21 protein-coding genes are annotated in these 21224 nt (G+C 62.7%); 12 read left to right on the top strand and 9 right to left on the bottom strand.

What is annotated here, in order from left to right; all coding sequences use genetic code 11:
• Positions 1-25: 25 nt before the first annotated feature.
• Positions 26-448: a DUF1934 domain-containing protein gene (locus tag OGM61_04705; protein ID UYI85378.1), complete on the bottom strand. Its 423-nt coding sequence runs from the start codon at positions 446-448 to the stop codon at positions 26-28.
• Positions 449-639: 191 nt separating this feature from the next.
• Here OGM61_04705 and OGM61_04700 point away from each other — a divergent pair, with 191 nt between their 5' ends.
• The 4 genes from OGM61_04700 (at position 640) to OGM61_04685 (ending at position 2400) form a co-directional block, all read left to right on the top strand.
• A complete protein-coding gene (locus OGM61_04700; protein ID UYI85377.1) occupies positions 640-1047 on the top strand; it encodes a hypothetical protein in 408 nt (135 codons plus the stop codon).
• Positions 1044-1499 carry a methylated-DNA--[protein]-cysteine S-methyltransferase gene (locus OGM61_04695; GenBank protein UYI85376.1) on the top strand — a complete coding sequence of 152 codons (456 nt, stop codon included), beginning with the start codon at positions 1044-1046 and terminating at the stop codon, positions 1497-1499. The genes OGM61_04700 and OGM61_04695 overlap by 4 nt, the downstream gene beginning before the upstream one ends.
• A 276-nt stretch (positions 1500-1775) precedes the next feature.
• Positions 1776-2219, top strand: coding sequence for a stage V sporulation protein AC (spoVAC, locus tag OGM61_04690; protein ID UYI85375.1), 444 nt, complete (start codon positions 1776-1778; stop codon positions 2217-2219).
• Between the two features lie 13 nt (positions 2220-2232).
• Positions 2233-2400: a hypothetical protein gene (locus OGM61_04685; GenBank protein UYI85374.1), complete on the top strand. Its 168-nt coding sequence runs from the start codon at positions 2233-2235 to the stop codon at positions 2398-2400.
• Positions 2401-2706: 306 nt separating this feature from the next.
• Here the strand turns inward: OGM61_04685 and OGM61_04680 are convergent, their stop codons facing one another.
• From OGM61_04680 to OGM61_04665, 4 genes are all read right to left on the bottom strand, one after another.
• Positions 2707-2862: a hypothetical protein gene (locus OGM61_04680; GenBank protein UYI85373.1), complete on the bottom strand. Its 156-nt coding sequence runs from the start codon at positions 2860-2862 to the stop codon at positions 2707-2709.
• A 12-nt stretch (positions 2863-2874) separates the two neighbouring features.
• Complete coding sequence (locus tag OGM61_04675) at positions 2875-3669, bottom strand: acyl-CoA dehydratase activase (protein ID UYI85372.1); 795 nt, start codon at positions 3667-3669, stop codon at positions 2875-2877.
• Positions 3670-3733: 64 nt separating this feature from the next.
• Positions 3734-5482, bottom strand: a complete 1749-nt coding sequence (locus OGM61_04670; GenBank protein ID UYI85371.1) for a 2-hydroxyacyl-CoA dehydratase family protein — start codon at positions 5480-5482, stop codon at positions 3734-3736.
• Positions 5483-6688 (bottom strand): 2-hydroxyacyl-CoA dehydratase family protein, encoded by a 1206-nt coding sequence (locus OGM61_04665; GenBank protein ID UYI85370.1) that lies wholly within the window; start codon positions 6686-6688, stop codon positions 5483-5485. It abuts the gene before it with no gap.
• A gap of 365 nt (positions 6689-7053) precedes the next feature.
• On the opposite strand from OGM61_04665, the gene OGM61_04660 reads away from it, so the two are divergent.
• The 4 genes from OGM61_04660 (at position 7054) to OGM61_04645 (ending at position 10050) form a co-directional block, all read left to right on the top strand.
• Positions 7054-7335 (top strand): cobalt transporter, encoded by a 282-nt coding sequence (locus OGM61_04660; GenBank protein ID UYI85369.1) that lies wholly within the window; start codon positions 7054-7056, stop codon positions 7333-7335.
• 23 nt (positions 7336-7358) lie between these two features.
• Positions 7359-7547, top strand: a complete 189-nt coding sequence (locus OGM61_04655; protein ID UYI85368.1) for a CooT family nickel-binding protein — start codon at positions 7359-7361, stop codon at positions 7545-7547.
• 133 nt (positions 7548-7680) lie between these two features.
• A complete protein-coding gene (locus tag OGM61_04650; GenBank protein ID UYI85367.1) occupies positions 7681-8244 on the top strand; it encodes a manganese efflux pump MntP family protein in 564 nt (187 codons plus the stop codon).
• Positions 8245-8550: 306 nt separating this feature from the next.
• On the top strand, positions 8551-10050 hold the full coding sequence (locus OGM61_04645; GenBank protein UYI85366.1) for a hypothetical protein: 1500 nt from the start codon (positions 8551-8553) through the stop codon (positions 10048-10050).
• Between the two features lie 108 nt (positions 10051-10158).
• Here OGM61_04645 and OGM61_04640 read toward each other — a convergent pair whose 3' ends face one another.
• From OGM61_04640 to OGM61_04630, 3 genes are all read right to left on the bottom strand, one after another.
• Entirely contained in the window at positions 10159-10899 is a 741-nt protein-coding gene (locus OGM61_04640; protein ID UYI85365.1) for a YlmH/Sll1252 family protein, read from the bottom strand.
• A 5-nt stretch (positions 10900-10904) separates the two neighbouring features.
• Entirely contained in the window at positions 10905-13469 is a 2565-nt protein-coding gene (locus OGM61_04635) for a TetM/TetW/TetO/TetS family tetracycline resistance ribosomal protection protein (GenBank protein ID UYI85364.1), read from the bottom strand.
• 117 nt (positions 13470-13586) lie between these two features.
• Positions 13587-14492 (bottom strand): NTP transferase domain-containing protein, encoded by a 906-nt coding sequence (locus OGM61_04630; protein ID UYI85363.1) that lies wholly within the window; start codon positions 14490-14492, stop codon positions 13587-13589.
• 149 nt (positions 14493-14641) lie between these two features.
• On the opposite strand from OGM61_04630, the gene OGM61_04625 reads away from it, so the two are divergent.
• The 3 genes from OGM61_04625 (at position 14642) to OGM61_04615 (ending at position 18226) form a co-directional block, all read left to right on the top strand.
• Entirely contained in the window at positions 14642-15721 is a 1080-nt protein-coding gene (locus tag OGM61_04625; protein ID UYI85362.1) for a hypothetical protein, read from the top strand.
• 77 nt (positions 15722-15798) lie between these two features.
• Positions 15799-17946 carry an S-layer homology domain-containing protein gene (locus tag OGM61_04620; GenBank protein ID UYI85361.1) on the top strand — a complete coding sequence of 716 codons (2148 nt, stop codon included), beginning with the start codon at positions 15799-15801 and terminating at the stop codon, positions 17944-17946.
• Positions 17947-17983: 37 nt separating this feature from the next.
• Positions 17984-18226 carry a hypothetical protein gene (locus OGM61_04615; protein ID UYI85360.1) on the top strand — a complete coding sequence of 81 codons (243 nt, stop codon included), beginning with the start codon at positions 17984-17986 and terminating at the stop codon, positions 18224-18226.
• Positions 18227-18327: 101 nt separating this feature from the next.
• Here the strand turns inward: OGM61_04615 and OGM61_04610 are convergent, their stop codons facing one another.
• Positions 18328-18879, bottom strand: a complete 552-nt coding sequence (locus OGM61_04610) for a hypothetical protein (protein ID UYI85359.1) — start codon at positions 18877-18879, stop codon at positions 18328-18330.
• A 290-nt stretch (positions 18880-19169) separates the two neighbouring features.
• On the opposite strand from OGM61_04610, the gene OGM61_04605 reads away from it, so the two are divergent.
• Positions 19170-21176, top strand: coding sequence for an Ig-like domain-containing protein (locus OGM61_04605; protein UYI85358.1), 2007 nt, complete (start codon positions 19170-19172; stop codon positions 21174-21176).
• The last annotated feature ends 48 nt before the right edge of the window (positions 21177-21224 follow it).

Genomic DNA, 21224 nt, shown 5'->3' with positions numbered 1-21224 from the left:
ATCAGTTACCCCCTATTCTATAATCTTATTGTTCTCGGACGGTGATCTTCAGCTGGTTGCGGTTGGCGCAGGCATGGTCAAAATCCACGACATACAACAGATCCAGCACCCCGCCGTGCTCGCCCAGCGTGGAGCGGTAGCGCTGCGTCTCCAGCCCGACCGTGCTGGTGCCATACGGTGTCTGGTACAAAAACGTGTTGCGCGCGCCGGGGGCAAAGACCATCCGGCTCGTGACGGTGCCGGTGCGCTTGAGCACGGCGCTCGACGGCGTGAAAGTGATGGTCGTGAGCGTGCCGGCCATGCCGGTCAGCTCGCTCTCGGGATAGGTGAGCACCCCGCAGCCGTCGACGCAGGTATACTCCCCGTCGGTCGAAAACTGCACCAGCTCGTCCGGCTCCTGCTCGAAAACATCGGCCTGGGAGCCCTCGATCGTGATAACGACCTGCATACGCCGCCTCCTTTGCATAACAGTGCGATTCTATTATCATATACTGTTTTGTCCAACTTCGCAACAGAAAAATGGTGTAGAATTTCCCGCCGCCGTTTGCTATAATGGTAGCACAAGCGCATCCGCCGCCGACCGCTGCGGATGCCAGCCATTTTTCGGGGGCGCAGGCTCCCGTCGGGAGGGATGACCGGATGAACATAGAACTCACCGACAAGGAGTTCCGGCGGCTGCTGGATCTCGTCTACATCGGCAACTGGATCCTCAACTCCACACGCGAGAAAGACCGGTTTGAGGATTACGATATTTTGCAGGAAAAGCTCTTTGCGCAGTGCGCCAAAAACGGCATGAACGCGCTCATTTCCCGCTGGCAGGGGCACATTTTCCCCTCGCCCGCCTACGAAAACGGCGGCATTCACGAGGCCATCGCCGACTATGAGGACGCCGTGTTTTTCGACATTCTGGCCGAGGAGCTGGCGCGGCGCGACCTGGGCTGTCTCGACAGCGAGCCCGCCGACTATACCGAGCTCAACGCCCGCATGGATGAATACATGGACGAATTTGAAAAGTCCGGCGTGGAAAATCTGGTGCTGGAGACATGAGCACACGCACCATCGAAACGCCCATCGGCCTGCTGACGCTCCAGGCGGACGAAGCCGCCGTCACGGCCATCCGCTTCGGCGCGGACGGCGCGCAGGACGCCTCGCCCCTGCTCGACGCGGCCGAGGCGCAGCTGCGGGAATACTTTGCGGGCACGCGGCGGACATTCGACCTGCCGCTCGCCCCGCGCGGCACCGCATTTCAGCAGCGGGTCTGGGCGGCGCTGCGCGCCATCCCCTACGGCGAGACGTGCACGTATGGCGAGCTCGCCGCCGCCATCGGCAGCCCGAGTGCCAGCCGCGCCGTCGGCATGGCCAACCACCACAACCCGATCCCGATCGTCATCCCCTGCCACCGCGTCATCGGCGCGAACGGCACACTCACCGGCTATGCCGGCGGGCTGGAGATTAAGCGAAAGCTGCTGGCGCTCGAGGGGATCACCATTTTAAAATAAGCAACATATGGAAAAATGACCGCCAGCAAGACTCTTTGCTGCGCCCCGCGAGCAGTCCCGTGTTTTATCTCTGCCGCTTTTTTTCTTCACGAGCGCCATCGGACTTCTTTGGCTCGCATACCGAACGAGCGGTTTTCGACATACAAAAAACCGGTACATAGTACATCAAGCATACATTTATAAAAAACAACAAGCGTCTCCGTGCATGCCGTGCGGAGGCGCTTGTTGCATAGTTTTGCGCGCGCGCGGCCATACTGTGCGCAGGAGATGAGGACAATGCGCATGAGCAACGAAGAATATGCGGCGTTTGTCGATTCGCTCTCGCCGCGCTCGCCCATCTGGGGCGACCTGCTGCGCGCGGGGCTGGTCGGCGGCGCGATCTGCGTGGTCGGTCAGGCACTGGTGAACCTGTATGAACACTGGGGCGCATCGGCGGTCACAGCGGCAACGTGGTGCTCGATCACGCTGGTGTTTCTCGGCGCGCTGCTGACGGGGCTGGGCGTTTACGACGATCTGGCGCGGTTCGCCGGGGCGGGATCTCTGGTGCCGATCACGGGGTTTGCAAACTCCGTGGTGTCCCCAGCGCTGGAATTCAAGACCGAGGGCTTCGTCACGGGCACGGCGGTCAAGATCTTCACGATCGCAGGGCCGGTGATCGTCTACGGCATCAGCGCAAGCGTGATCTACGGGCTGATCCTGGCCGTCTTCGGACTGGTCTGACAAGGAGGAACACATGAAAGAAGATAAACGCGGCGGGCGCAAGCCCGCGCCTGTGCCGACCGGGCACGATCAGCGCGCGGCGGCGCGCGACCACAGCGTCCCGCACGGCAACCGGAAAAACGACGCCATCCCGCCGAGCAAGGCGCACGCGCCGGACGGCATCTCCGGCTACTGGGGATAAGCGCACCCATCTCGAATGGGATCGTTTGCTTTTGTCTATGCTCCGCAAGCCGGAAAGCCGCTGGCAGTCGGCAGCCGCCTCGAATGGGATTGTTTGCTTTTTTCTGCGCACGGCGCAAAGTGGAAGCCCGTCGTCAATCGGCGGTAACTTCCAATAGACGCCCCCCCACTCCCGCGGAAACTTCTGAGCAGCGGGGGAGCTCGAGGGGGCGAAGCGCCCGCCTCGAATGGGATCGTTTGCTTTTTTCTGCGCGCGGCGCAGAAAAAAGCGGCCGCTGATCGCTCAGCGGCCGCTTGCGGGATTTACTTAGAACTCGGTCGTAACCGGTTTGCGGGTATGGAACTCATGGAGGACATTGTACAGCCAGCCAACGAGCTTCATATCCAGATTGAACTGGTACACGGTGAACAGAGCGCCGGAGGTAGCCAGCAGGATGGTGAGAAGCTTCTTCAACAGTTTCATGTAATCGTCTCCTTACTTCTTGGCGAGACCCTTCTGGCGAGCGTACTCGGCAGCACCCAGAGCGCCCATCAGCTGCGGGTCGGTCTTCAGCTCAACGACTTTGAACTTCAGCACGTGCTCGATGGCCTGCTTCAGGCCGGCGTTCTTCGCGCAGCCGCCCGTCAGCGTGATGCTGTCGGTGGCGCCGGCCTTCTTGGCCATGACGAAGCAGCGCTTGGCGACGGCCATCTCGATGCCGGCGGCGATCTCGTCGGTCGGCTTGCCTTCGCCCACGAGGGTGATGACTTCGGACTCCGCGAAAACGGTGCACTGCGCCGTGATCGGGATGACGTTCTTCGCCGTCAGGGACAGGTTCGAGAACTCCGGCAGGCTCATCTCGAAGGAGCGGGCCATGGCCTCGAAGAAGCGGCCGGTACCGGCGGAGCACTTATCGTTCATCGCGAAGCTCTTGACCGTGCCGTCGGTGTCGATGCTGATGCCCTTAACGTCCTGGCCGCCGATATCGATGATGGCGCGGACTTCCGGGTTCGTGACGTGCACGCCCATGGCGTGGCAGGAGATCTCGGAGATGTTCTCGTCGGCGAACGGGACCTTGTTGCGGCCGTAGCCGGTGCCGATGAGGTAAGCGAGCTCCTTGGAGTCCTTCAGGCCGACCTTGTCGCAGACTTCCTGCATCGCCGCGATCGCGGACTGCTCCGCATTGATCTTGCTGCGGATCGTCGTGTCGGCGCACATTTTGCCGTTCTCGTCAAGAATAACTGCCTTCGTGTAGGTGGAACCTACGTCGCATCCGCCAAAGTATTTCATAGTATTACTTCCTCCTGAATGTTTTTAATGTCCGATATACGTTTATACGTTCAAATGCTCCGAATTACCAGGTGACCTCGTCATCGATGTCGATGAGGGTGGCGTCGACCGGCTCCGCGTGCATGACGTTGACCATGTAGTTGTTCACACGGCCGCGCATGTCCTTACGGGAAACGGTACGCGGATCCATCAGGTCGTGCTCGACCCAGATCAGGTGGATACCAAGCTCACGTGCCTGATCGTCGAACAGGCCCTGCAGGCCGGCCATCGTCTTGCAGCAGACGTGCTGATACATGATGACGACGTTCGCGTTGAAGTTCTCGCACTGTCTCCACAGCTCGCCCAGAACGTGATCGTGGCCGCCGTTGGTGTGGCGACGCATGACCATGCGCTCGTACAGACGGCAGAGGTCGTTGATGGCCTCTTCCTTGTCGGTGGTGTTGAGCATCTTGGTCATGTTCAGCGCTTCCATCTCGGTCAGCGCGTAAATGCCCCAGCAGTTGGCCAGCCAGTTGGAGAAGTTGGCATAGAAGTGGGCCGGGCAGCTCCAGATGAGCGCACGGTACTTCTCATAGCCGCCGACGTAAGCGGGCAGCTTCTTCTCGTAGGTCTCCATCATGGTCTTGCAGATCTTGCGCTGCGTCTTCAGGCCTTCGGGGAACAGGCCGCCGTCCATCTCGTAGTTCCACTTACGGAACAGCTCGAAGGAGGAACCGACCAGCTGCGGATAGTGGGTCTTGTTGATCTCCCACTTCTCCATCTCGAGCCGGGTGCACTCGTTCATCTTCTCCATGGTGGCGAAGTAAGTGTCCCAGTTCCAGGTCTCGCCGGTGAGGCCCTCGACCCAGTGGATGCAGTCCTTCATGTCGGCAGCCGCCATCTCGGTGGTGTCCTCGTCGTCGTAACGGACGGGCATGCACAGCGGGTAGCTCGGCATGAACTTGCTGAAGCGGCGATCCTGGAAGGACGTCGCCATGACGGAACCGTCGCACGGCATGGAGGAGGCGATGAAGCCCTGGCCGCACATCGGGTACTCGTCCTTGACCGCGCAGCCGCACTCAGCCGTCGGCAGCGGGCAGGTATCGGACGGGAGGCCGTAGCTCTCGATGGCGTCGATGTACGGGATGAGGGTCAGCTGGTCCATCTCGGAGACCATGAAGACCGGGATCATCTGGTACGGGATGCCGAGCAGGTTCGGGAAGCCGGCCATCATCTGCGCCATCGTCATTTCGTCGAACATGATGATGCGCTTGTTGATCTTCTGGTTGCCGCCGATCTTCGCGTCCGCCATGATGAGGTTGGCGATCAGATCCTCGGCCCAGTGGGTAATGGCGACCCACATATCAAAGTCAGCCTGCAGCAGCTTGCCGCGGCGGCCGAACACGCTGCGGTCGACCACAGCCGGGGTGGCCAGGTAGGAAGCGAACCAGTGATACTCGAACACGGCCAGCATAATGGACATGGGGTCCTTCATGACCATGTTGAGCATGCCGCCCCAGATCTTCAGCCAGCCGACAAAGTCGTAGCCGACGCTCTTGAGGCCCTTCCACTCACGGCGGGCAAACGCGATGGCGTCTTTCTTATACAGATAACCGAGGTGACGGTCGCCGTTCATGAGCCAATCGATCTTGGCGCTGGTGTCCATGGCGGCGAATTCCTTGAACTCGGCCGTAATGCGGTCCTTATCGCGCTGGAGGCTCAGCTTGGTCTTCGCTGCGACCTGGGACCAGTCGATATCCTGGATCATGCCCTTCCAGACCTTCAGGTCGGAGGGGACATTTTTCTTCATCCATGCAATGTTACTTTTCAGCATTTATTTGTCCTCCTTCGCAGCCTTATGAATCTGCTTGATCTCAAGGCTCTCGACAAAGGCCTGCAGTCTCGTGCGGAGCTGACCGGAGGAGCGAGCCATATACGGGCGGTCGATGGACAGGACCGGCCAGCCATACTCTTCGTTCATGATATGGCTTGCCAGCGCGCGCTCGAATGCCCAGAAATCGCAGAACTTCATGGATTCGTAGATGATGCCTTCGGCACCGTTCTCGGTGGCGAGACGGTTGATCGTGTCGCGGCGCTCCTGGATCTTCTCCTGGCTCATGTAGCGCGGGCACTGCGTGGTCTTCAGGTAGTGGGCGCAGATCTGCGTGAGGACGTCGTCCGTGTCGTTGAGCTCGATGACTTCACGGCCCGGCGTGCTGCCGAAGCAGAAACGGTCGGCAACGATCATCGCGCCGGCGTCTTCGACCATGCGGGTCATGTCGAGGTCGTCGATCTCGGAGCCGATGAGGGCCACGCGGCAGCGGTACCACGGCTTGGCGTCGACTTTTCTCTTCTTGATCTCTGCCAGCGTCTCCTTCAGGTACGGGAGGATCTTGCTCTTCGGGCAGCAGTAAGTAACCAGGTTGAGGACGTGGAATTCATAACCGGTGATGGGCGGGTTCTCCAGCTTGCGCATATCGCCGATCTCGGTGATGATCTTGCAGACCTCGTTGTGCTCCTTGACGGCCTTGCGCAGCGCCTTGTCGGACGTATCCACGCCGTAGGTCTCGGCCAGCACGTTCAGGAAGCGGTTGCGGATCTGCTTGACGTAGTGCTTGAGGGTGTAGTCCTTGACTTTGTACGGGATGTCGCAGTGGGTAACGAACATCTTCTTGTTGGGCATGTCGGGGGCAGCGACCAGCTCGATGTTCTCCATGCAGCGGTTCATCTCCGCGCAGGCGTCCACACCAGCGATGGCGTCGAGGAAGTTATAGCCGCCCTCGATCGCACGCTCCACGAGTGCTCTGCAGTACTCGCAGGTGTAGTTGGACATGTAGTAGGATGCGATGTCGAATGAACCCGTTTTCGGCGCACGAAGTCTAACCGAGAAACAGTTGTCTACGTTGAGGACCACTTCGGGCATGTGATAGCAAGTGTAAGCGATGGGGTGCATACCCTCATCCTTGGCCTGCTGCACGAGCTCGTTGTTGGCGCTGTCAAGAAGGTTCTCAAAGTAGATCAGATGCTTTAAATCCTTCAAATGTTACACCTCTTCTTCCCTTTTTTATGGTTTTCGTTTGATTGGGCTCGCCGGGGGCGTTCCCCCATGGTGGTCACGGACATGGAAACCGTCGCTGTGTCTCCGGCCGAAACGTGCGGTTCTTCAAAGCGTACCACCCTTATGTAACACTTCAAAGCATTCCGTCCAAAAACGCAAGGATAGCTTCCGTTATCACGTCAACAGATTAACATATTCGCGCACAATTTACAAGTCTTTTATCACATATGGGGGCAAAAAATTGTTGATTCTTACAAGAGGATATGATAAACTTTTGATAATCCATTCAGAGCAGGGTGATTTTTCCGCACGGCGGCCCTGCCCCACTTCAGAAAGGAGTGTTTCCCATGCACGAACATGAACACGATCACGATCATGCACATCACTGCCACCCGCACAGCCACGAGCACACCGGCGATAAGCCGATGAGCCCTGAGGAAGTGCTGGCGCTGCTGAACTATATGCTCGACCACAACCGCCACCACGCCGACGAGCTGCACGACATCTGCCACGCGCTGGAAGATGAGGGCAAGGCCGAGGCGGCCGCGGCTCTGGCCGAGGCGCTGCATGCATTTGACCACGGCAACGACAAGCTCGAAAAAGCCCTCGAGCTTGCCAAACAGGCATAACGGGTAAAAAGGAGCGAACGACCATGTGTCTTTCTGATGCATATGAGATCAAGGACGGCAAACAGAACCTTGTCTGCTCGCGCGTGTGCAACGTGTCCGCCGACGGCGAGAACGTCACGCTGACCGACCTGATGGGGATCCGCAAGATCGTCCCCGGCAAACTCAAAAAAGTGGACCTGATGAGCAACGTCATCCTCATCGAGCCCTGCTGAAACGAAGCTGCCAGCCGGCGCCCGGAAGATCTGGGCGTCGGTTTTTTCTATGCGCGGGAAGCAAGTTTTCCTTGCATTTTCCTGCCCTTTCCTTTATAGTATGGGGAATCTGCGGAAAAAGGGACGTGAAGATATGGGTTTTTGGGAACTGGTCGTGCTGGCCGTCGGCCTGTCGATGGATGCGTTCGCCGTGTCCATCTGCAAGGGGCTGGCATTGCAGCGCGTATCATGGAAGGAATGCTGCATCGCCGGGGCGTGGTTCGGCGGTTTTCAGGCGCTCATGCCGCTGCTGGGCTATCTGCTCGGCACGCAGTTTGAGCAGTTTGTCACCTCCGTCGATCACTGGATCGCGTTCGTGCTGCTGGGCATCATCGGCGGCAACATGATCCGCGAGGCGCTGTCAAAGGACGAGGATAAGCTCGACGGCTCGCTGGCGTTCAAGACCATGCTCCTGCTGGCGATCGCAACGAGCATCGACGCGCTCGCCGTCGGCATCACGTTCGCGTTTCTGCCCGGCACGCGCATCGTGCCCGCCGTGGCGCTCATCGGCTCGATCACCTTCGTCTTTTCCGCAGCCGGCATCCGGCTCGGCAACGTGTTCGGCCTGCGCTACAAGAGCAAGGCCGAGTTTGCCGGCGGCGTGATCCTCATCCTGCTCGGCACGAAGATCCTGCTCGAGCACCTCGGTGTTTTGTAAAAAAGGCCCTTTTTACTCCACGATCCTGCCCGGATTGTGGAGTTTTTTCACGCTTTTTGCGTTTGGAGACAAGTTTTCACACCCGCGCGAATATGTTGAATCAGCAGCAAAAATCCTCCAATTCAGGGAAGTAGAAAACGGAAAATCTGCACAACAATTCCTTTCACATTTGTTGAAAAAGGCAATTTTTTTACGCCGGAAAAAGATTTGGCCGGTTTCTCTTGCGATTTTGTGAAATTTAAGATATAGTTTAGGTCAAGCGTTCGGTATTAGACTGAAAAATGCTTAAATGAGTGGAGGAACGACATGAAAAAAGTATTACTCACGATCATCAGCGTCTGCCTGATCGCTGCGAGTATCTTCGGCCTGTTCGCCGGAGTGAGCAGCTTCAGCGACATCATGAATGTCAAAGAGTACAAAGAAAAGGACGCCAAAGAGGGTCTGGAGTCCATCGACACGCTCGATGCCGGCCTTGACCAGCTGCAGGAGAACGAGGGCACGTACCTCGCCGGCGTGGACACCTACACCGCCGGCCTGGTCTCTTACTCCGAGGGCAAATCGACGCTCTCCGCGGGCTACGCCGCCTACTACGCCGGCAAGAAGCAGCTCGAGGAAGGCAAAGCCGCCTATGCCGCCGGCAAGAAGCAGATCGAGGACAACACCGCGGCCTACAACGAAGGCAAAGCGACCCTCGCCAAGATCGAGCCGCTCATGCCCTACGTCGACCAGTACGTGAAGTTCCGCAACGGTACGATCTCCAACCTCGCCGGCTTCTCGAGCGCCCAGGCGTGGTTCGTCTCCGTCGTGCGTCCGATCGCGGCCAGCAAGGGTCTGGTCATTCCGGACGATGTCACCGACCTGCCGGCTTACGTCCAGCAGATGGTCGCGGACGGCAAAGCGCAGCTCAAGCAGTATGAAGACGGTCTGGCCCAGCTGGCCGAGGCCGAAAAGACCATCGCCGCCGGCGAAGCGCAGCTCAAAGACGCTGAAAAGCAGCTCGCTCAGGGCGAAGTGGATCTTGCCGCAGGCGGCAACAAGCTGGCCGACGGCAAAAAGCAGCTCAACACCTTTGAAGACGGCTGCGCGCAGGTCGCCGCCGGCTGCGAGCTCCTGATGAGCCAGCCTGCTTACATGAACGACGAAGGCAACGGCGACAAGAAAATGTGCCCGAGCGTTGCCGACATCCTCAAAGAGCGCTACGGCGACAACTTCTCCATCTGGGAGCTCGATGACAACGGTGAGATCCGCGTCGTCAACGGCTGCCAGTACCTCAACCTCGAAAACTGCCGCGCCGTTGGTCAGGCCGGCCGTGACTACATCTCCGTCTACCAGACCGCTGCCGTCACGAAGGAAGTCATGAGCAGACTCGGCGTCGTCGCCGCGATGCTCATCGCGTCCGTCCTCGGCCTCATCGCCGGCCTGTTCGGCATCCTGTCCGTGATCCGCATCAGCAAGGGCAAGATCGTGACCGCCTCCGTCTGCGGCATCATCTCCGCCGTCATCGCCGCTGCCGGCAACGTCATCGGCATGCTCACCGGCTACACCGGCTACACGTTCGCCTGCCGCTACGGCGAGGCTCCCGACCCTGTCACCTACGAGTTCACGGGTCACACCCAGTTCGTCGCGATCGTCATTCTGGCCATCGTTGCGATCCTGTTTGCGATCATCGCGTGTGTCGTCTCCGGCGCTTATAAGCGTTCGCAGAAAGCCGTTGCCGATCAGGCTGCCGCCGCTGCCGCTCCCGTGGCAGCTCCGGTCGCTGAGCCGGTCGCCGCTCCCGCCGAGGACGACAAGACCGCTGAGTAAACCACAGCATCAACAAAAAATCTCCGGAGTCAGACTCCGGAGATTTTTTTCTGTATTGTCCGAACCGGCGTTCCCGGTGCGGACATTTTGTTTTTCTGAAAAGCAGGTTCACAGCCAGAGCTCTGCCGTGACGAACTGCCGCCCCTTGCGCGACATGCCGCCCACTTCCGTGACGCTGCCCTTGCCCGCGCCGCGCAGCGACAGCACGTCGCCGGGCGCGACCGGCGCATCCGGCCGCAGGCACTCGGTGTAATTCAGGTGCACCGCGCCCGCGCGGATCTGCGCCGCGGCGCTCGTGCGCGAAAGACGGAACATCCCGCTCACGACGGCGTCCAGCCGCGCCGACTGCACCGTGAACGTCACGGGACGCACCTTCCGCTCCGGCACCGGCACGGCGGCCAGCTCCACAGCCGCCGCCTTCACGCCCGTGCGGCCCACCTGTTCCAGCTCCAGCAGCGCCGGCGCGACGCTCGGCAGGCAGAACACATACGCGCCGTGCTCCTGCACGAGAATGTCGCCGACCCACTCGCGCCGGATGCCGAGACCGAGGATCGCGCCGAGATAGTCCCGGTGGCCGGGTGCACCGAACGGCGCCGAAAAGTGCACGGCGCACAGGTGCTCTGCTGGGTCAAAGTCCTCGGCCGCGAGGTAAAACGGCAGGAAAAACGCCGCCCGCCGCTCACAGCCCGCGTCGCCGCCGTGCAGCACGAGCGTGCAGTCACGGTGACGAGCCCAGTTCGTGAGCGCGTACTGCTCCGCCGGCGTCAGAAACGCCGTGGACGTGACCGTCGCCGTGCGCTCGCAGCGCTCGGCCAGATCGGCCGCGCGGCGCAGAAGATCTTCCTCCATTGCCCTCACCTCCCGTTGATGTCGCGGATGGCGGCCTCGAGCTGCTGCGCCACCTGCGCCAGCTCCTGCCGGAACTCGCGCGCGCTCATGCGCAGCACGCCCGCGCGCAGTGCCGTGAGCTGGATGAGCGCGTCGGACGTGACGACGCGCACGGACTCGTTTTTGCCGATCTCGTCGGCGAGCTTTTCCATGTAGGCGTCCGCTGTCTCACCCTGGCGCGTGAAGACCACGTGCAGGCCGCTGCGGTCGAACTTCTCCCCCTGTCCGCCGGGCACGCGGTAGCCGTCGAACACGACCACGACCTCGCGGCGCGTGAAGGCAGCGTAGTTGCTCAGCGCGTCCATGAGCCGCTCGCGCGCGGCGTCGATGTGGCCGCTGTCGGCCAGGGCGCGCAGCTCGTCCCAGGCGAAGATGACGTTGTAGCCGTCCACGATCACGCGCTCGCGCCGGGGATGGAACAGCTCCACGCGCTCGGTCTCGTCCGCGCCGGGCGCGGCGTTGCGCACGGGGGCGGCATACTGCGCGCGGCGGATCGGGCCGAACTCGCGCTGCAGGATCTCCTCCAGCTCCCGGTCGTCGAGATCGAAGCGGCGGCGGAACATGCGCGGCGCGGGCGGGGGCGTCTGCGTCTCCGCCTTGCCGAAGCCGGTGTCGATGTGCATATAATCGCGCACGCGATCCCACGGGATGACCGTACCCGCACCGTGCGCGCAGAACACGCTGTCCGGCGTGTTGTCAAGGTCGCGCGTGGGGTCGTAACCGCTCTCGGCGATGACCTCCTGCGCGTTGTGGCAGGTGTCGTAGCCCGCGACGCTGCACGAGATGCGCCCGCGCCCGCGGGTGTAGGCCGCGACCTCGGCGGGATAATCGCGCATCGTGGCCACCGGCGCGCGGCCGGTGAGCACGGCCATGTCGCCGTGCGTCTCGGGCGAGGAAAACGTGCCGGACATGAGGCGCACGTCGCTGATCGCGCGGCCGATCTGCTCGGCCGGGACCTCGATGCGAAAGGCGTAGTACGGCTCGAGCAGGACGCTTTCCGCCTGCATGAGCCCCTGCCGCACGGCGCGCCACGTCGCCTGCCGGAAGTCGCCGCCCTCGGTGTGCTTGACGTGCGCGCGTCCGGCCAGCAGCGTGATCTTCACATCCGTCAGCGGCGCGCCGGTAAGCACGCCGCGGTGGCACTTCTCGGCCAGGTGCGTGAGGATCAGGCGCTGCCAGTTGCGGTCGAGCACGTCCTCGCTGCAGGCGGTGTCAAACGTCAGGCCCGTGCCGCGCTCGGCAGGCTCGAGCAGCAGGTGCACCTCGGCATAGTGACGCAGGGGCTCAAAATGGCCCACGCCCTCGACCGGCGCCGCGATCGTCTCCTGATAGAGGATGCGGCCGGAATCGACCTGCACGTCCACGTCGAACCGCTCGCGGATGAGGCTTTTGAGCACCTCGATCTGCACCGTGCCCATGAGCTGAACATGGATCTCGCGCAGCGTCTCGTCCCAGACGATGTGCAGCTGCGGGTCCTCCTCCTCGAGCTGGCGCAGGCGCGGCAGAAACGCGCGCGCGTCCACGTCCGGCGGCAGGCCGATGCGGTAGGTCAGCACCGGCTCGAGCGACGGCGGCATGGACGCCGCCGCGCTGCCGAGCCCCTGCCCCGGATACGTCTGCGTGAGGCCCTGCACGGCGCACACGCCCCCGGCCGGGACGGTCTCCGCCGCGTCAAACTTCTCGCCGGAGTAGAGCCGGATGGCGTTCACCTTCTCCTGCACGGGCGCGTCCGCCCCGCGGGGGAAATACGTCAGCGGCGCGCGCACACGCAGCTGCCCGCCCGTGACCTTCAGACACGTGAGGCGATTGCCCTGCGCATCGCGCATGATCTTGAACACCCGCGCGCCGAATTCCGCCGGATACTCCGGCGGCGCTGCGTAGCGCGTGAGCGCCGCGAGAAAGGCGTCCACGCCCGTGAGCTTCAGCCCTGAGCCGAACAGGCACGGGAAGAGCTTACGGCTGCGGATGAGCGCGCGCACGGTCTCGTCCGGCAGCGCGCCGGTGTCAAGATACTGCTCGAGCGCCGCCTCGTCGCACAGGACGATCTGCTCCGGGTCGGGGTCGGTGAAGTCCACACACGCGCCGCTCAGGTGCGCGCGCAGGTCGGCCATGAGCGCCGCACGTTCCGCGCCCGGCAGGTCCATCTTCGTCACGAACACAAACACCGGCACGCGGTAGCGCCGCAGCAGCTGCCAGAGCGTTTCCGTGTGCGCCTGCACGCCGTCCGTGCCGCTGATGACGAGCACGGCATAGTCGAGCACCTGCAGCGTGCGCTCCATCTCGGCGGAAAAGTCCACGTGGCCCGGCGTGTCGAGCAGCGTGACCGCCGTGTCGCCCAGCGGCAGGCGCGCCTGCCGCGAAAAGATCGTGATGCCGCGCGCACGCTCGAGCGCGTGCGTGTCCAGGTGCGCGTTTTTGTGGTCCACGCGCCCGAGGTCGCGGATCGCGCCCGTGCGGTAGAGCAGCGCCTCGGACAGCGTCGTCTTCCCGGCGTCCACGTGCGCCAGGATGCCCAAAACCAGTTGCTTCATAAGCACCTCGTGAAAATGCAAGAATAAAAACAGTATACCACAAAAACGCGCCCGCGGGGAAGTCCCCCGCGGGCGTGTCTGTGAGAACCCGGCGAAGCGGTTCTCGTTGGGCGGCGCTCACCAGATGTTGTCCGGGTACTTGCCCGCGTCGCGCAGCGCGCGCAGCGCCGCGACCACATCCGGCAGGTCGTCGTGATACGTCACGCCGTGCCAGGCATCGTCCGTGTGCAGCATGGTGACGTCCGCCGTGCCGGCGCGCAGCTGCGCGTCCACGATCGACGGGACGAAATACTCGCACTTGAGCGGGTTGCGCGGCAGGTTCTCGTCCAGAAACGCCGGAAATTGGCGCGCAAGCTCGCGCAGGTACAGCGGCGAAAAGCCCCAGAAGTTCATGGACACCGTCGTATCGCCCGGCAGGTCAATGAAGTGCTCACCGTCCTCGGTGTAGGCGGCGTCCGCGCCGCGCTGCTCGATGTGCGTGCGCTCCGTGATGCTCTCGAGCATGCCATTGCGCTCCGTGCAGACGCCGCGCGACACGCTGCCGTTTGCCGTGACGGTGTTGCGCAGGTGGAAGCCCACCATGGCATACGACCGCTCGGGGCGCGGCACGGCGAGAAAATCATACAGCAGGCGGTAGGCCTCGATGCCGTAATAATCATCGGAATTGATAACAGCGAACGGCCCATCGATCTCGGGCGCGGCGCACAGCACGGCATGGGCCGTGCCCCACGGCTTCGTGCGGCCCGCCGGCACGGCATAGCCCGCCGGCAGCGTGTCGAGCTTCTGATAGGCATAGCGCACGTCGAACGCCGCGGCCACGGCCGGGCCGACGCTTTCACGAAACTCCTCGGCCGTGTCCTCCTTGACAACGAACACGACCTTGCGGAAGCCCGCGCGGTAAGCGTCAAAGAGCGAATAGTGCAGCAGAAAATGGCCGTACTCGTCCACGGGCGTCGTCTGCTTCGGCCCTCCGAAGCGGCTGCCCATGCCGGCGGCCATGATGACCAGACAGGGTTGATTCATTGTTTTTCCCTCCATATTTCCAAACGGGTCTGTGCCATTATAGGCCGCTGGTCACAATTTGTCAATTTGCCGCGCGGTCATCTTGGCTTCCCGCGCAGAATATGGTATACTGCTTGCTATCTTGGCAGTTTGGACGGGAGGAGATCATCATGCCCCAGAAGATCGGCACGCTGCGGCTGGCACTGACGTTTGCCGGGTGCTTTCTCGGCGCGGGGTACGTGTCCGGGCAGGAGCTGTGGCAGTATTTCGGCGCGTTCGGTGCGCGGGGGCTTTTGGGGCTCGTGCTCGCGGTCGCGCTGCTCGGCGGCACCGGAGTGCTGCTCCTGCGGCTGAGTGCGCGCACCGGCATCGAGACGATGGACGCGCTGATCGTGCGTGCGGACATCCCATGGCTGCGTACGGTCGTCGGCGTGCTGACGGCGGCGCTGCTGTTCGGCGTCGTGTGCATCATGGCCGCCGGCATCGGCGCGCTCGGCGAGCAGATGCTCGGCCTGCCGGTGTGGCTGGGCGCAGCCATCGCGTGCGTGCTCATCGCGGCGGCGGCGTATTTCGGTCTCGGCGGCATGGTGTCGGTGTTCACGGTCGCCGTGCCGTGCATGATCGTGGCCGCGCTCGTCATCGCGGGCATCCGGCTGCACCGCACAGGGCTGACCGCCGCGGCCTTTGCCGCCGGGGATACGAACCCCATGCTCGGCAACTGGGCCACGAGCGCCGTGAACTACGCGGCCTACAACTTTTTCGCCACCGTGGGCATCCTCGCCCCGCTGACGCGCCACCTGAAGAAACCCGGCACCGCCGTCTGGGGCACGGTGCTCGGCTGCGTGCTGCTGCTGGCGGTCGCGCTCGGCGTGCTCGCCGCGCTGGCCGTGAGTCCGGAGAGCGTCGGGGCACAGCTGCCCATGCTCGACCTCGCCTGCCGGCTGGGCACAGCCGGCGTTGTGTACGCCGTGCTGCTGTTTCTCGGCATGTTCGGCACGAGCGTGTCCTCGCTCGTGGCCGTGCTGACCTACGCCGGGCAGAAGTCCGCGCGGCTGGCCGGGCACCGTATGGCCCTGCTGCTCGTGCTCACGGCCGCCGCCTTCGCCGGAAGTCTGTTCGGCTTCGGCGACCTGATCGGCACCGTCTACCCGGTCTACGGCTATCTGGGCATGGCCGCCATGCTGCTCGTGGCCGAGCACGCCGTGCACGCGCGGCGCGCAGGAAAGCACTGCGCCGCAACTGGAGATTGACCCGCAGCGGCAGACCTGATACAATGAAGGCAATGACAAATACCGCGTTTTCTGGAATTTTTACAGGAGGAACCGCAATGAAACATCTCAAAAAGGCGTTTTGCCTGCTGCTGGCGGCCGTGATGCTGCTGGCGCTGGGCGTGCCGGTCATGGCAGCGGGCGAGATCCCGGTCGATGCCGAGCACTTCCCGGATGCGGCGCTGCGCACGTACGTGACCGATTACTGCGACACGAACAAGGACAACAAGCTCTCCGCGGCCGAGTGTGCGGCCGTACAGTGCATTGACCTGTTTGAAATGCAGATCACGAAGGTCGCCGACATGACCGGTATCGAGCACTTCACGAACCTGCGCGAGCTGCTCGCGTGCAACAACCAGATCACGACGCTCGACCTGAGCGGCATGACCAAGCTCGAAAAGCTCGACGTGTCCGGCTGCGGCAAGCTGCAGAGCCTGAAGCTCGCCGGCTGCACCGCGCTCACGGCGCTCGACGCCTCGAGCTGCGCGCTCACGGCGCTCGATCTCACGGGCTGCACCGCGCTGAAAACCGTCGCGTGCTCGTATAACGACCTGACCGCGCTCGACGTGTCCGCCGCCGAAAAGCTGACCACGCTCGAGTGCAGCGCCAACCGCCTGACCGCGCTCGATCTGAGCGGGCACAAGGCGCTCAAGGTGCTCACGTGCAGTCTCAACGATCTGGCTGCGCTTGAACTGACAGGCTGCACCGCGCTCGAGTCGCTCGACTGCAGCGACAACGCGCTCGCCGCGCTCGACCTGAGCGGCTGCACCGCACTCAATGCCACCGCGCAGGGCGACGGTAAGACCGCAAACCCGATCCTCAGCCCGCAGTACCTGCCGGAGCAGACCGGCGCCGTCACGGACGGGCAGCAGTGCACCGTGTACCTGGACGCCATCGTCGGCAAGGACAACATCGGCAGCGTTGCGCGCGTGCCGGACGCAAACTACGACAAGCAGACCGGCGCCGCCGTGTATGCCAAGACGCCGGACTATTTCACCTATCAGTACGACACCGGGCGCAAGGGCCTGCCGTCCATGGCCGTGTATTTTGAGATGCGGGGACTGACGACCGGCGTCGCGCTCGATGAAGACACGTTCCCGGATGCGGCCTTCCGCACCCTGCTCGCCGAGACCGCCGACGTCAACGGCGACAGCCGGCTCTCGGCGCTCGAGCTGCGCCACGTGTCGGAGCTCAACTGCAGCAACCTCGGCATCGCCGACCTGACCGGCATCGAATACTTCACGGAGCTCGTGGCGCTCAACTGCGAAAACAACAAGCTCACCGCGCTCGACGTGTCGAAAAACACGCACCTGAGTGAGATCTACTGCGGCGGCAACCAGCTCGCCACGCTCGACCTGACCGGTCTGCCCATCAAGGACTCCGAGACCGACACCGGTCATGTGCAGACCCTGCCCGGCAGCTACGCGCTCACCGGCACGGAAAACGGCGTGGGCCTGTTTGACCTCAGCCAGATCGTCGGCAAGGACAACATCGGCAGCATCACCGCCGTCAAGGGCGCCAGCTACGACAAAGAGACCGGCATCGCGCGCTACAGCGCCGCTGTCGAAAAGCCGAGCTACACCTACGCCACCGGCAGCAGCGCCGTGTCGCTCACCGTCTCGTTCTCGCTCGATATGAGCACCATGCCCAAGTCTCCGTTTACGGATGTCGTCGCCGGCAGCTGGTACTTCGACGCAGCGCTCTATGCCAGCAGCCACAACCTGATGCTTGGCACGTCCCCCACCGAGTTCAGCCCGAACATCACCATGACGCGCGGTATGCTCGTGACCGTGCTCTACCGCATGAACGGCAGCCCGAGCGTCAGCGGCAAGACGCCGTTCACGGACGTGAGGACCGACGAGTGGTACTCCGCCGCCGTCCTCTGGGCCTATCAGAACGGCATCGTCACCGGCATGTCCGACACCACGTTCGACCCGATAAACAACGTCACGCGCGAGCAGATGGCCACGATCCTCTTCCGCTACACGAAAACGGCCGCCCCGGACAAGGCCAAAGCCTCCGCAGACCTGAGCGGTTTTGCCGACGCGGGCAGCGTGAATGACTGGGCCGTGGACGCCATGCGCTGGGCCGTCGGGCAAAAGCTCATCGCCGGCATCACCCTGGAGCAGTCCGTCTATCTGCAGCCGCGCGGCAATGCCACCCGCGCGCAGGCCGCCACCGTCCTCACCCGGTACTACGCACAGTAAGCGTACCGGAAATCCAACCGGAGAAGGAGTTTTCACCATGTCCAGAACGAAGTTCATGGGTATTTTTCTCATCATTCTCGGCGTCATCAGCGTGGTCGTGGGCATCGTCCGCGGCGACATGACCAGCAGCGCCGCGATGTTCATCGGCTATCTCGTGCCGGCGCTGCTCGGCGCCATGATCCTGATCGTCGACCACATCGGCGGCGGCGAGAGCAAGACCGAGACCGGCCCGTCCGATGCGACGCTCGCCGGGCAGAAAAACAAAAAGAAGAAAAAATGAGAAAAAGCCGCTGCCCGGCCGGGCAGCGGCTTTTTCACGCAAACATGTTCCGCCGGACATTCCCGTCCGGCGGAACGCATAGGGTTAGGATGATATGGTGCTCAGCAGACCTTCGGCTCCGGGAATTTGGAGTGGAAGCTGTTGGCCTCGACCCAGTCGATGGCGGCCTGAATGCCGTCCCAGGTAGCGGGCTCGCCGCGGCCGACGGTCGCCATGGTCAGGCAGGCCTGCTCGGCAGGCGTGAGCGTGGTCTTGGCAGCCTTCGCGTTCAGGCGCTTGGCAATGTCCTTGATCTTCACCTTCATGATCAGGCGATACGGCAGCGGCAGACGCTTCAGGTCAAAGCGGCCCTGCAGCGGGAACACCGCAATGTCGGTGCCGAGGCCGTTCTTCTTGCGGCAGACTTCCTCCGCGTTGGCAGCCGGAGCACCCATGCCGACCGAAACCACGCCGACCACGTTATAGCGCTCCTTGGCCTTGTTCAGGCCAACAACCTTGCCGGCCAGCAGCCAGCCGATGTAGACCACCTTGCGGCCGGTCGGGCAGATGTGCGACTGCTCCGTAAAGAACGGAACATGCAGCGCTGCCGACATACGGTGCGCGTACTCCTCACAGGAACCGGAGAGCGAAGAATAAACAATCGCGTCAATCATCGTGAAAAATCCCCTTTCAGTTTGTGGCGGAACCAACTGTGTCCCTAGTTTCCTTGCTTTATCATAGTCAAATCTTAAACAAAAGTCAAGATTCACTTTCCGAAATTGGCATAGATATCCGGCGTTTGGGTAGAAAAAGGTACATAATTCCGCCGTTTTCGCGCACAAAGAGAAAATGCAGTCATTTTCCCTGCGCGCACCTCTTGCAGATTGCCGGCAGATTCAGTATAATGTAGAATGGTTTGATAACAAGATTTTCACCCTGATATGGAAGGCGGTGCAGATCGCACATGGAAGAACGATTCCGCAATCTGGACTATCAAAACTGGAAACCTGTACGTACACTCGGCACTGACTCCTACGGGACGGTGTACGAGATCGCGCGCGACGACGGCTTCGGCATGGTGGATCACGCGGCGCTGAAGGTGCTGTCGATCCCCGCCGCGCCGGAGGACTTTGACGCCCTCGTCGCCGAGGGCCGCACGCCGGAGGAAGTGACCGCCCTGCTCCACCGCCAGGTGGAGGCGATCGCGCGGCAGCTCATGGCGGTCGATGCCATCAGCGATGAGCCGAATCTGCTGCGGTGCGAGGATCACGTCATCCGCGCGCACCCGGACGGCCGCGGCTGGGACATCTATGTGCGCACGGAGCTGCTGCCCTCCCTGCCGGACTACCTGCGCAACCATCCGCACGGCGAGGCGGACATCATCCGGCTCGGCGCCGGTCTGTGCAGCGCGCTGGAGACGTGCCATCGACGCGGCATCGTGCACGGCGATATCAAGCCGCGCAACGTCTTTGTCGGCGGCGGCAACTTCAACGAGCAGGTCACGTATAAGCTCGGCGACTTCGGCATGGCGCAGTTTTCCGCCGTGGACAACACAAACGATTTCATGGCGCCTGAGGTGCTGTGCGGCGCGGAGGTCTCGCCCGAGAGCGACCTCTATTCCGTGGGCATGGTGCTCTACTGGGCGCTCAACGAGCGGCGCATCCCGTTCGTGCCGCTGCCGCCGACGGCGGTGGAGGCCTCGGATCTTGCGATCGCGCGCGAGCAGCGCCTGCGCGGCGACCCGCTGCCCGAACCGCTCCACGGCAGTCAGGCGCTGAAGAATGTCGTCATGCGCGCCTGCGCCGACGATCCGGCCCAGCGCTACGCCTCCGTGGAGGAGTTCCGCGCGGCCCTGCTCGCCGTGGCGCGCCGCGCCGCAGCGGCCCAGCCGCAGCAGGCACAGGCCGTCCGCCGGGAAGCGCCCGCCCCCAAGGCCGTCGCCGCGGACACATTCCCCGGCTCGAAACCAAAGGCACAGCGCAAGGCCGTGCCGGTCGAGTCCGGGGGCGCGGAAAAACCGCACAATGCAAAGAAAACCATCGCCATCGTGCTCGGCTCGCTCGTCGTCGTGGCGCTCGTCGTGCTCATCATCGTCATGGCGCTGCAGGGCGGAAAGTCCGGTGTCGACTCGATCACGCTCGATCACGAATCGGCCGAGATCGCTCCGCAGGACACCCTCACGCTCAAGGCCACCGTGCTCGACGCCAGCGGGCAGGAGCTGACGGACGAAACGCTCACCTGGTCGAGCAGCAACGCCGCCGTCGCCACTGTGAAGGACGGCGTCGTCACCGGCGTGACCGAGGGCAAGGCCAAGATCACCGTCAAGGCCGGCAAGCGCTCGGCCGACTGCACGATCACCGTCACGAACGACGCCATCGAGGTCAAGAGCCTCAAGCTCGATAAGGACCGGGCCGAAATGCAGATCGGTGACTCGCTCACGCTCACAGCGACCATGCAGCCCGCAAACGCCCCAGACGATCTCGTCTCCTGGGCCAGCAGCGATCCGAACATCGCCACCGTGAAAAAGGGCATCGTCGTGGCGACGAGCTCCGGCTCCGTGACGATCACGGCCTCTGCCGGCAGCTGCACCGCCACGTGCCAGATCACGGTGCAGGCGCCGTCGCGCGTCGACAGCGTCACGGCCGAGACCGCTTCGGCCACGCTCGATCTCGGCGGCACGAAGACCGGCACCATCACGTTCCACATCCACGGGCAGAATCTGGACAGCCTGCAAAGCACCGTGAAGATCTATGCGGCTGACGGCAGCGTCGTCTCGCTCGGCCAGCCGGTGCGCACCGGCAACGGCACGGACGATACCTACAGCGTCACGGCCACGGCCGCCGCTGCCGGCTCCACCAGCGTGATCCTGCAGATCACCGGCGCCGACGGCACGACGCACTCCGCTGCCTGCACCGTCACCGTCAAGGAGAGCAAGACCATCCTCGACCTGATCCCCGGCGTGAACGGATAACAAATCGCAAAATGATCCCCCGGATGCGGCGCATCCGGGGGATTTTTT

The organism is Clostridiales bacterium, assembly GCA_025757645.1.
Lineage (GTDB): Bacteria > Bacillota > Clostridia > Oscillospirales > Oscillospiraceae > CAG-103.
The sequence above is the reverse complement of the archived record's forward strand: the minus strand, read 5'-3'. Positions and strand labels throughout refer to the sequence as shown.

Coding starts and splice junctions, on each gene's coding strand:
- OGM61_04695 (UYI85376.1), top strand. CDS start 1,044: ATGAGCACACGCACCATCGAAACGCCCATCGGCCTGCTGACGCTCCAG.
- OGM61_04640 (UYI85365.1), bottom strand. CDS start 10,899: ATGGAGGAAGATCTTCTGCGCCGCGCGGCCGATCTGGCCGAGCGCTGC.
- OGM61_04680 (UYI85373.1), bottom strand. CDS start 2,862: ATGAAACTGTTGAAGAAGCTTCTCACCATCCTGCTGGCTACCTCCGGC.
- OGM61_04650 (UYI85367.1), top strand. CDS start 7,681: ATGGGTTTTTGGGAACTGGTCGTGCTGGCCGTCGGCCTGTCGATGGAT.
- OGM61_04620 (UYI85361.1), top strand. CDS start 15,799: ATGAAACATCTCAAAAAGGCGTTTTGCCTGCTGCTGGCGGCCGTGATG.
- OGM61_04675 (UYI85372.1), bottom strand. CDS start 3,669: ATGAAATACTTTGGCGGATGCGACGTAGGTTCCACCTACACGAAGGCA.
- OGM61_04625 (UYI85362.1), top strand. CDS start 14,642: ATGCCCCAGAAGATCGGCACGCTGCGGCTGGCACTGACGTTTGCCGGG.
- OGM61_04705 (UYI85378.1), bottom strand. CDS start 448: ATGCAGGTCGTTATCACGATCGAGGGCTCCCAGGCCGATGTTTTCGAG.
- OGM61_04700 (UYI85377.1), top strand. CDS start 640: ATGAACATAGAACTCACCGACAAGGAGTTCCGGCGGCTGCTGGATCTC.
- OGM61_04645 (UYI85366.1), top strand. CDS start 8,551: ATGAAAAAAGTATTACTCACGATCATCAGCGTCTGCCTGATCGCTGCG.
- OGM61_04605 (UYI85358.1), top strand. CDS start 19,170: ATGGAAGAACGATTCCGCAATCTGGACTATCAAAACTGGAAACCTGTA.
- OGM61_04685 (UYI85374.1), top strand. CDS start 2,233: ATGAAAGAAGATAAACGCGGCGGGCGCAAGCCCGCGCCTGTGCCGACC.
- OGM61_04655 (UYI85368.1), top strand. CDS start 7,359: ATGTGTCTTTCTGATGCATATGAGATCAAGGACGGCAAACAGAACCTT.
- OGM61_04635 (UYI85364.1), bottom strand. CDS start 13,469: ATGAAGCAACTGGTTTTGGGCATCCTGGCGCACGTGGACGCCGGGAAG.
- OGM61_04670 (UYI85371.1), bottom strand. CDS start 5,482: ATGCTGAAAAGTAACATTGCATGGATGAAGAAAAATGTCCCCTCCGAC.
- OGM61_04610 (UYI85359.1), bottom strand. CDS start 18,879: ATGATTGACGCGATTGTTTATTCTTCGCTCTCCGGTTCCTGTGAGGAG.
- OGM61_04660 (UYI85369.1), top strand. CDS start 7,054: ATGCACGAACATGAACACGATCACGATCATGCACATCACTGCCACCCG.
- OGM61_04630 (UYI85363.1), bottom strand. CDS start 14,492: ATGAATCAACCCTGTCTGGTCATCATGGCCGCCGGCATGGGCAGCCGC.
- spoVAC (UYI85375.1), top strand. CDS start 1,776: ATGCGCATGAGCAACGAAGAATATGCGGCGTTTGTCGATTCGCTCTCG.
- OGM61_04615 (UYI85360.1), top strand. CDS start 17,984: ATGTCCAGAACGAAGTTCATGGGTATTTTTCTCATCATTCTCGGCGTC.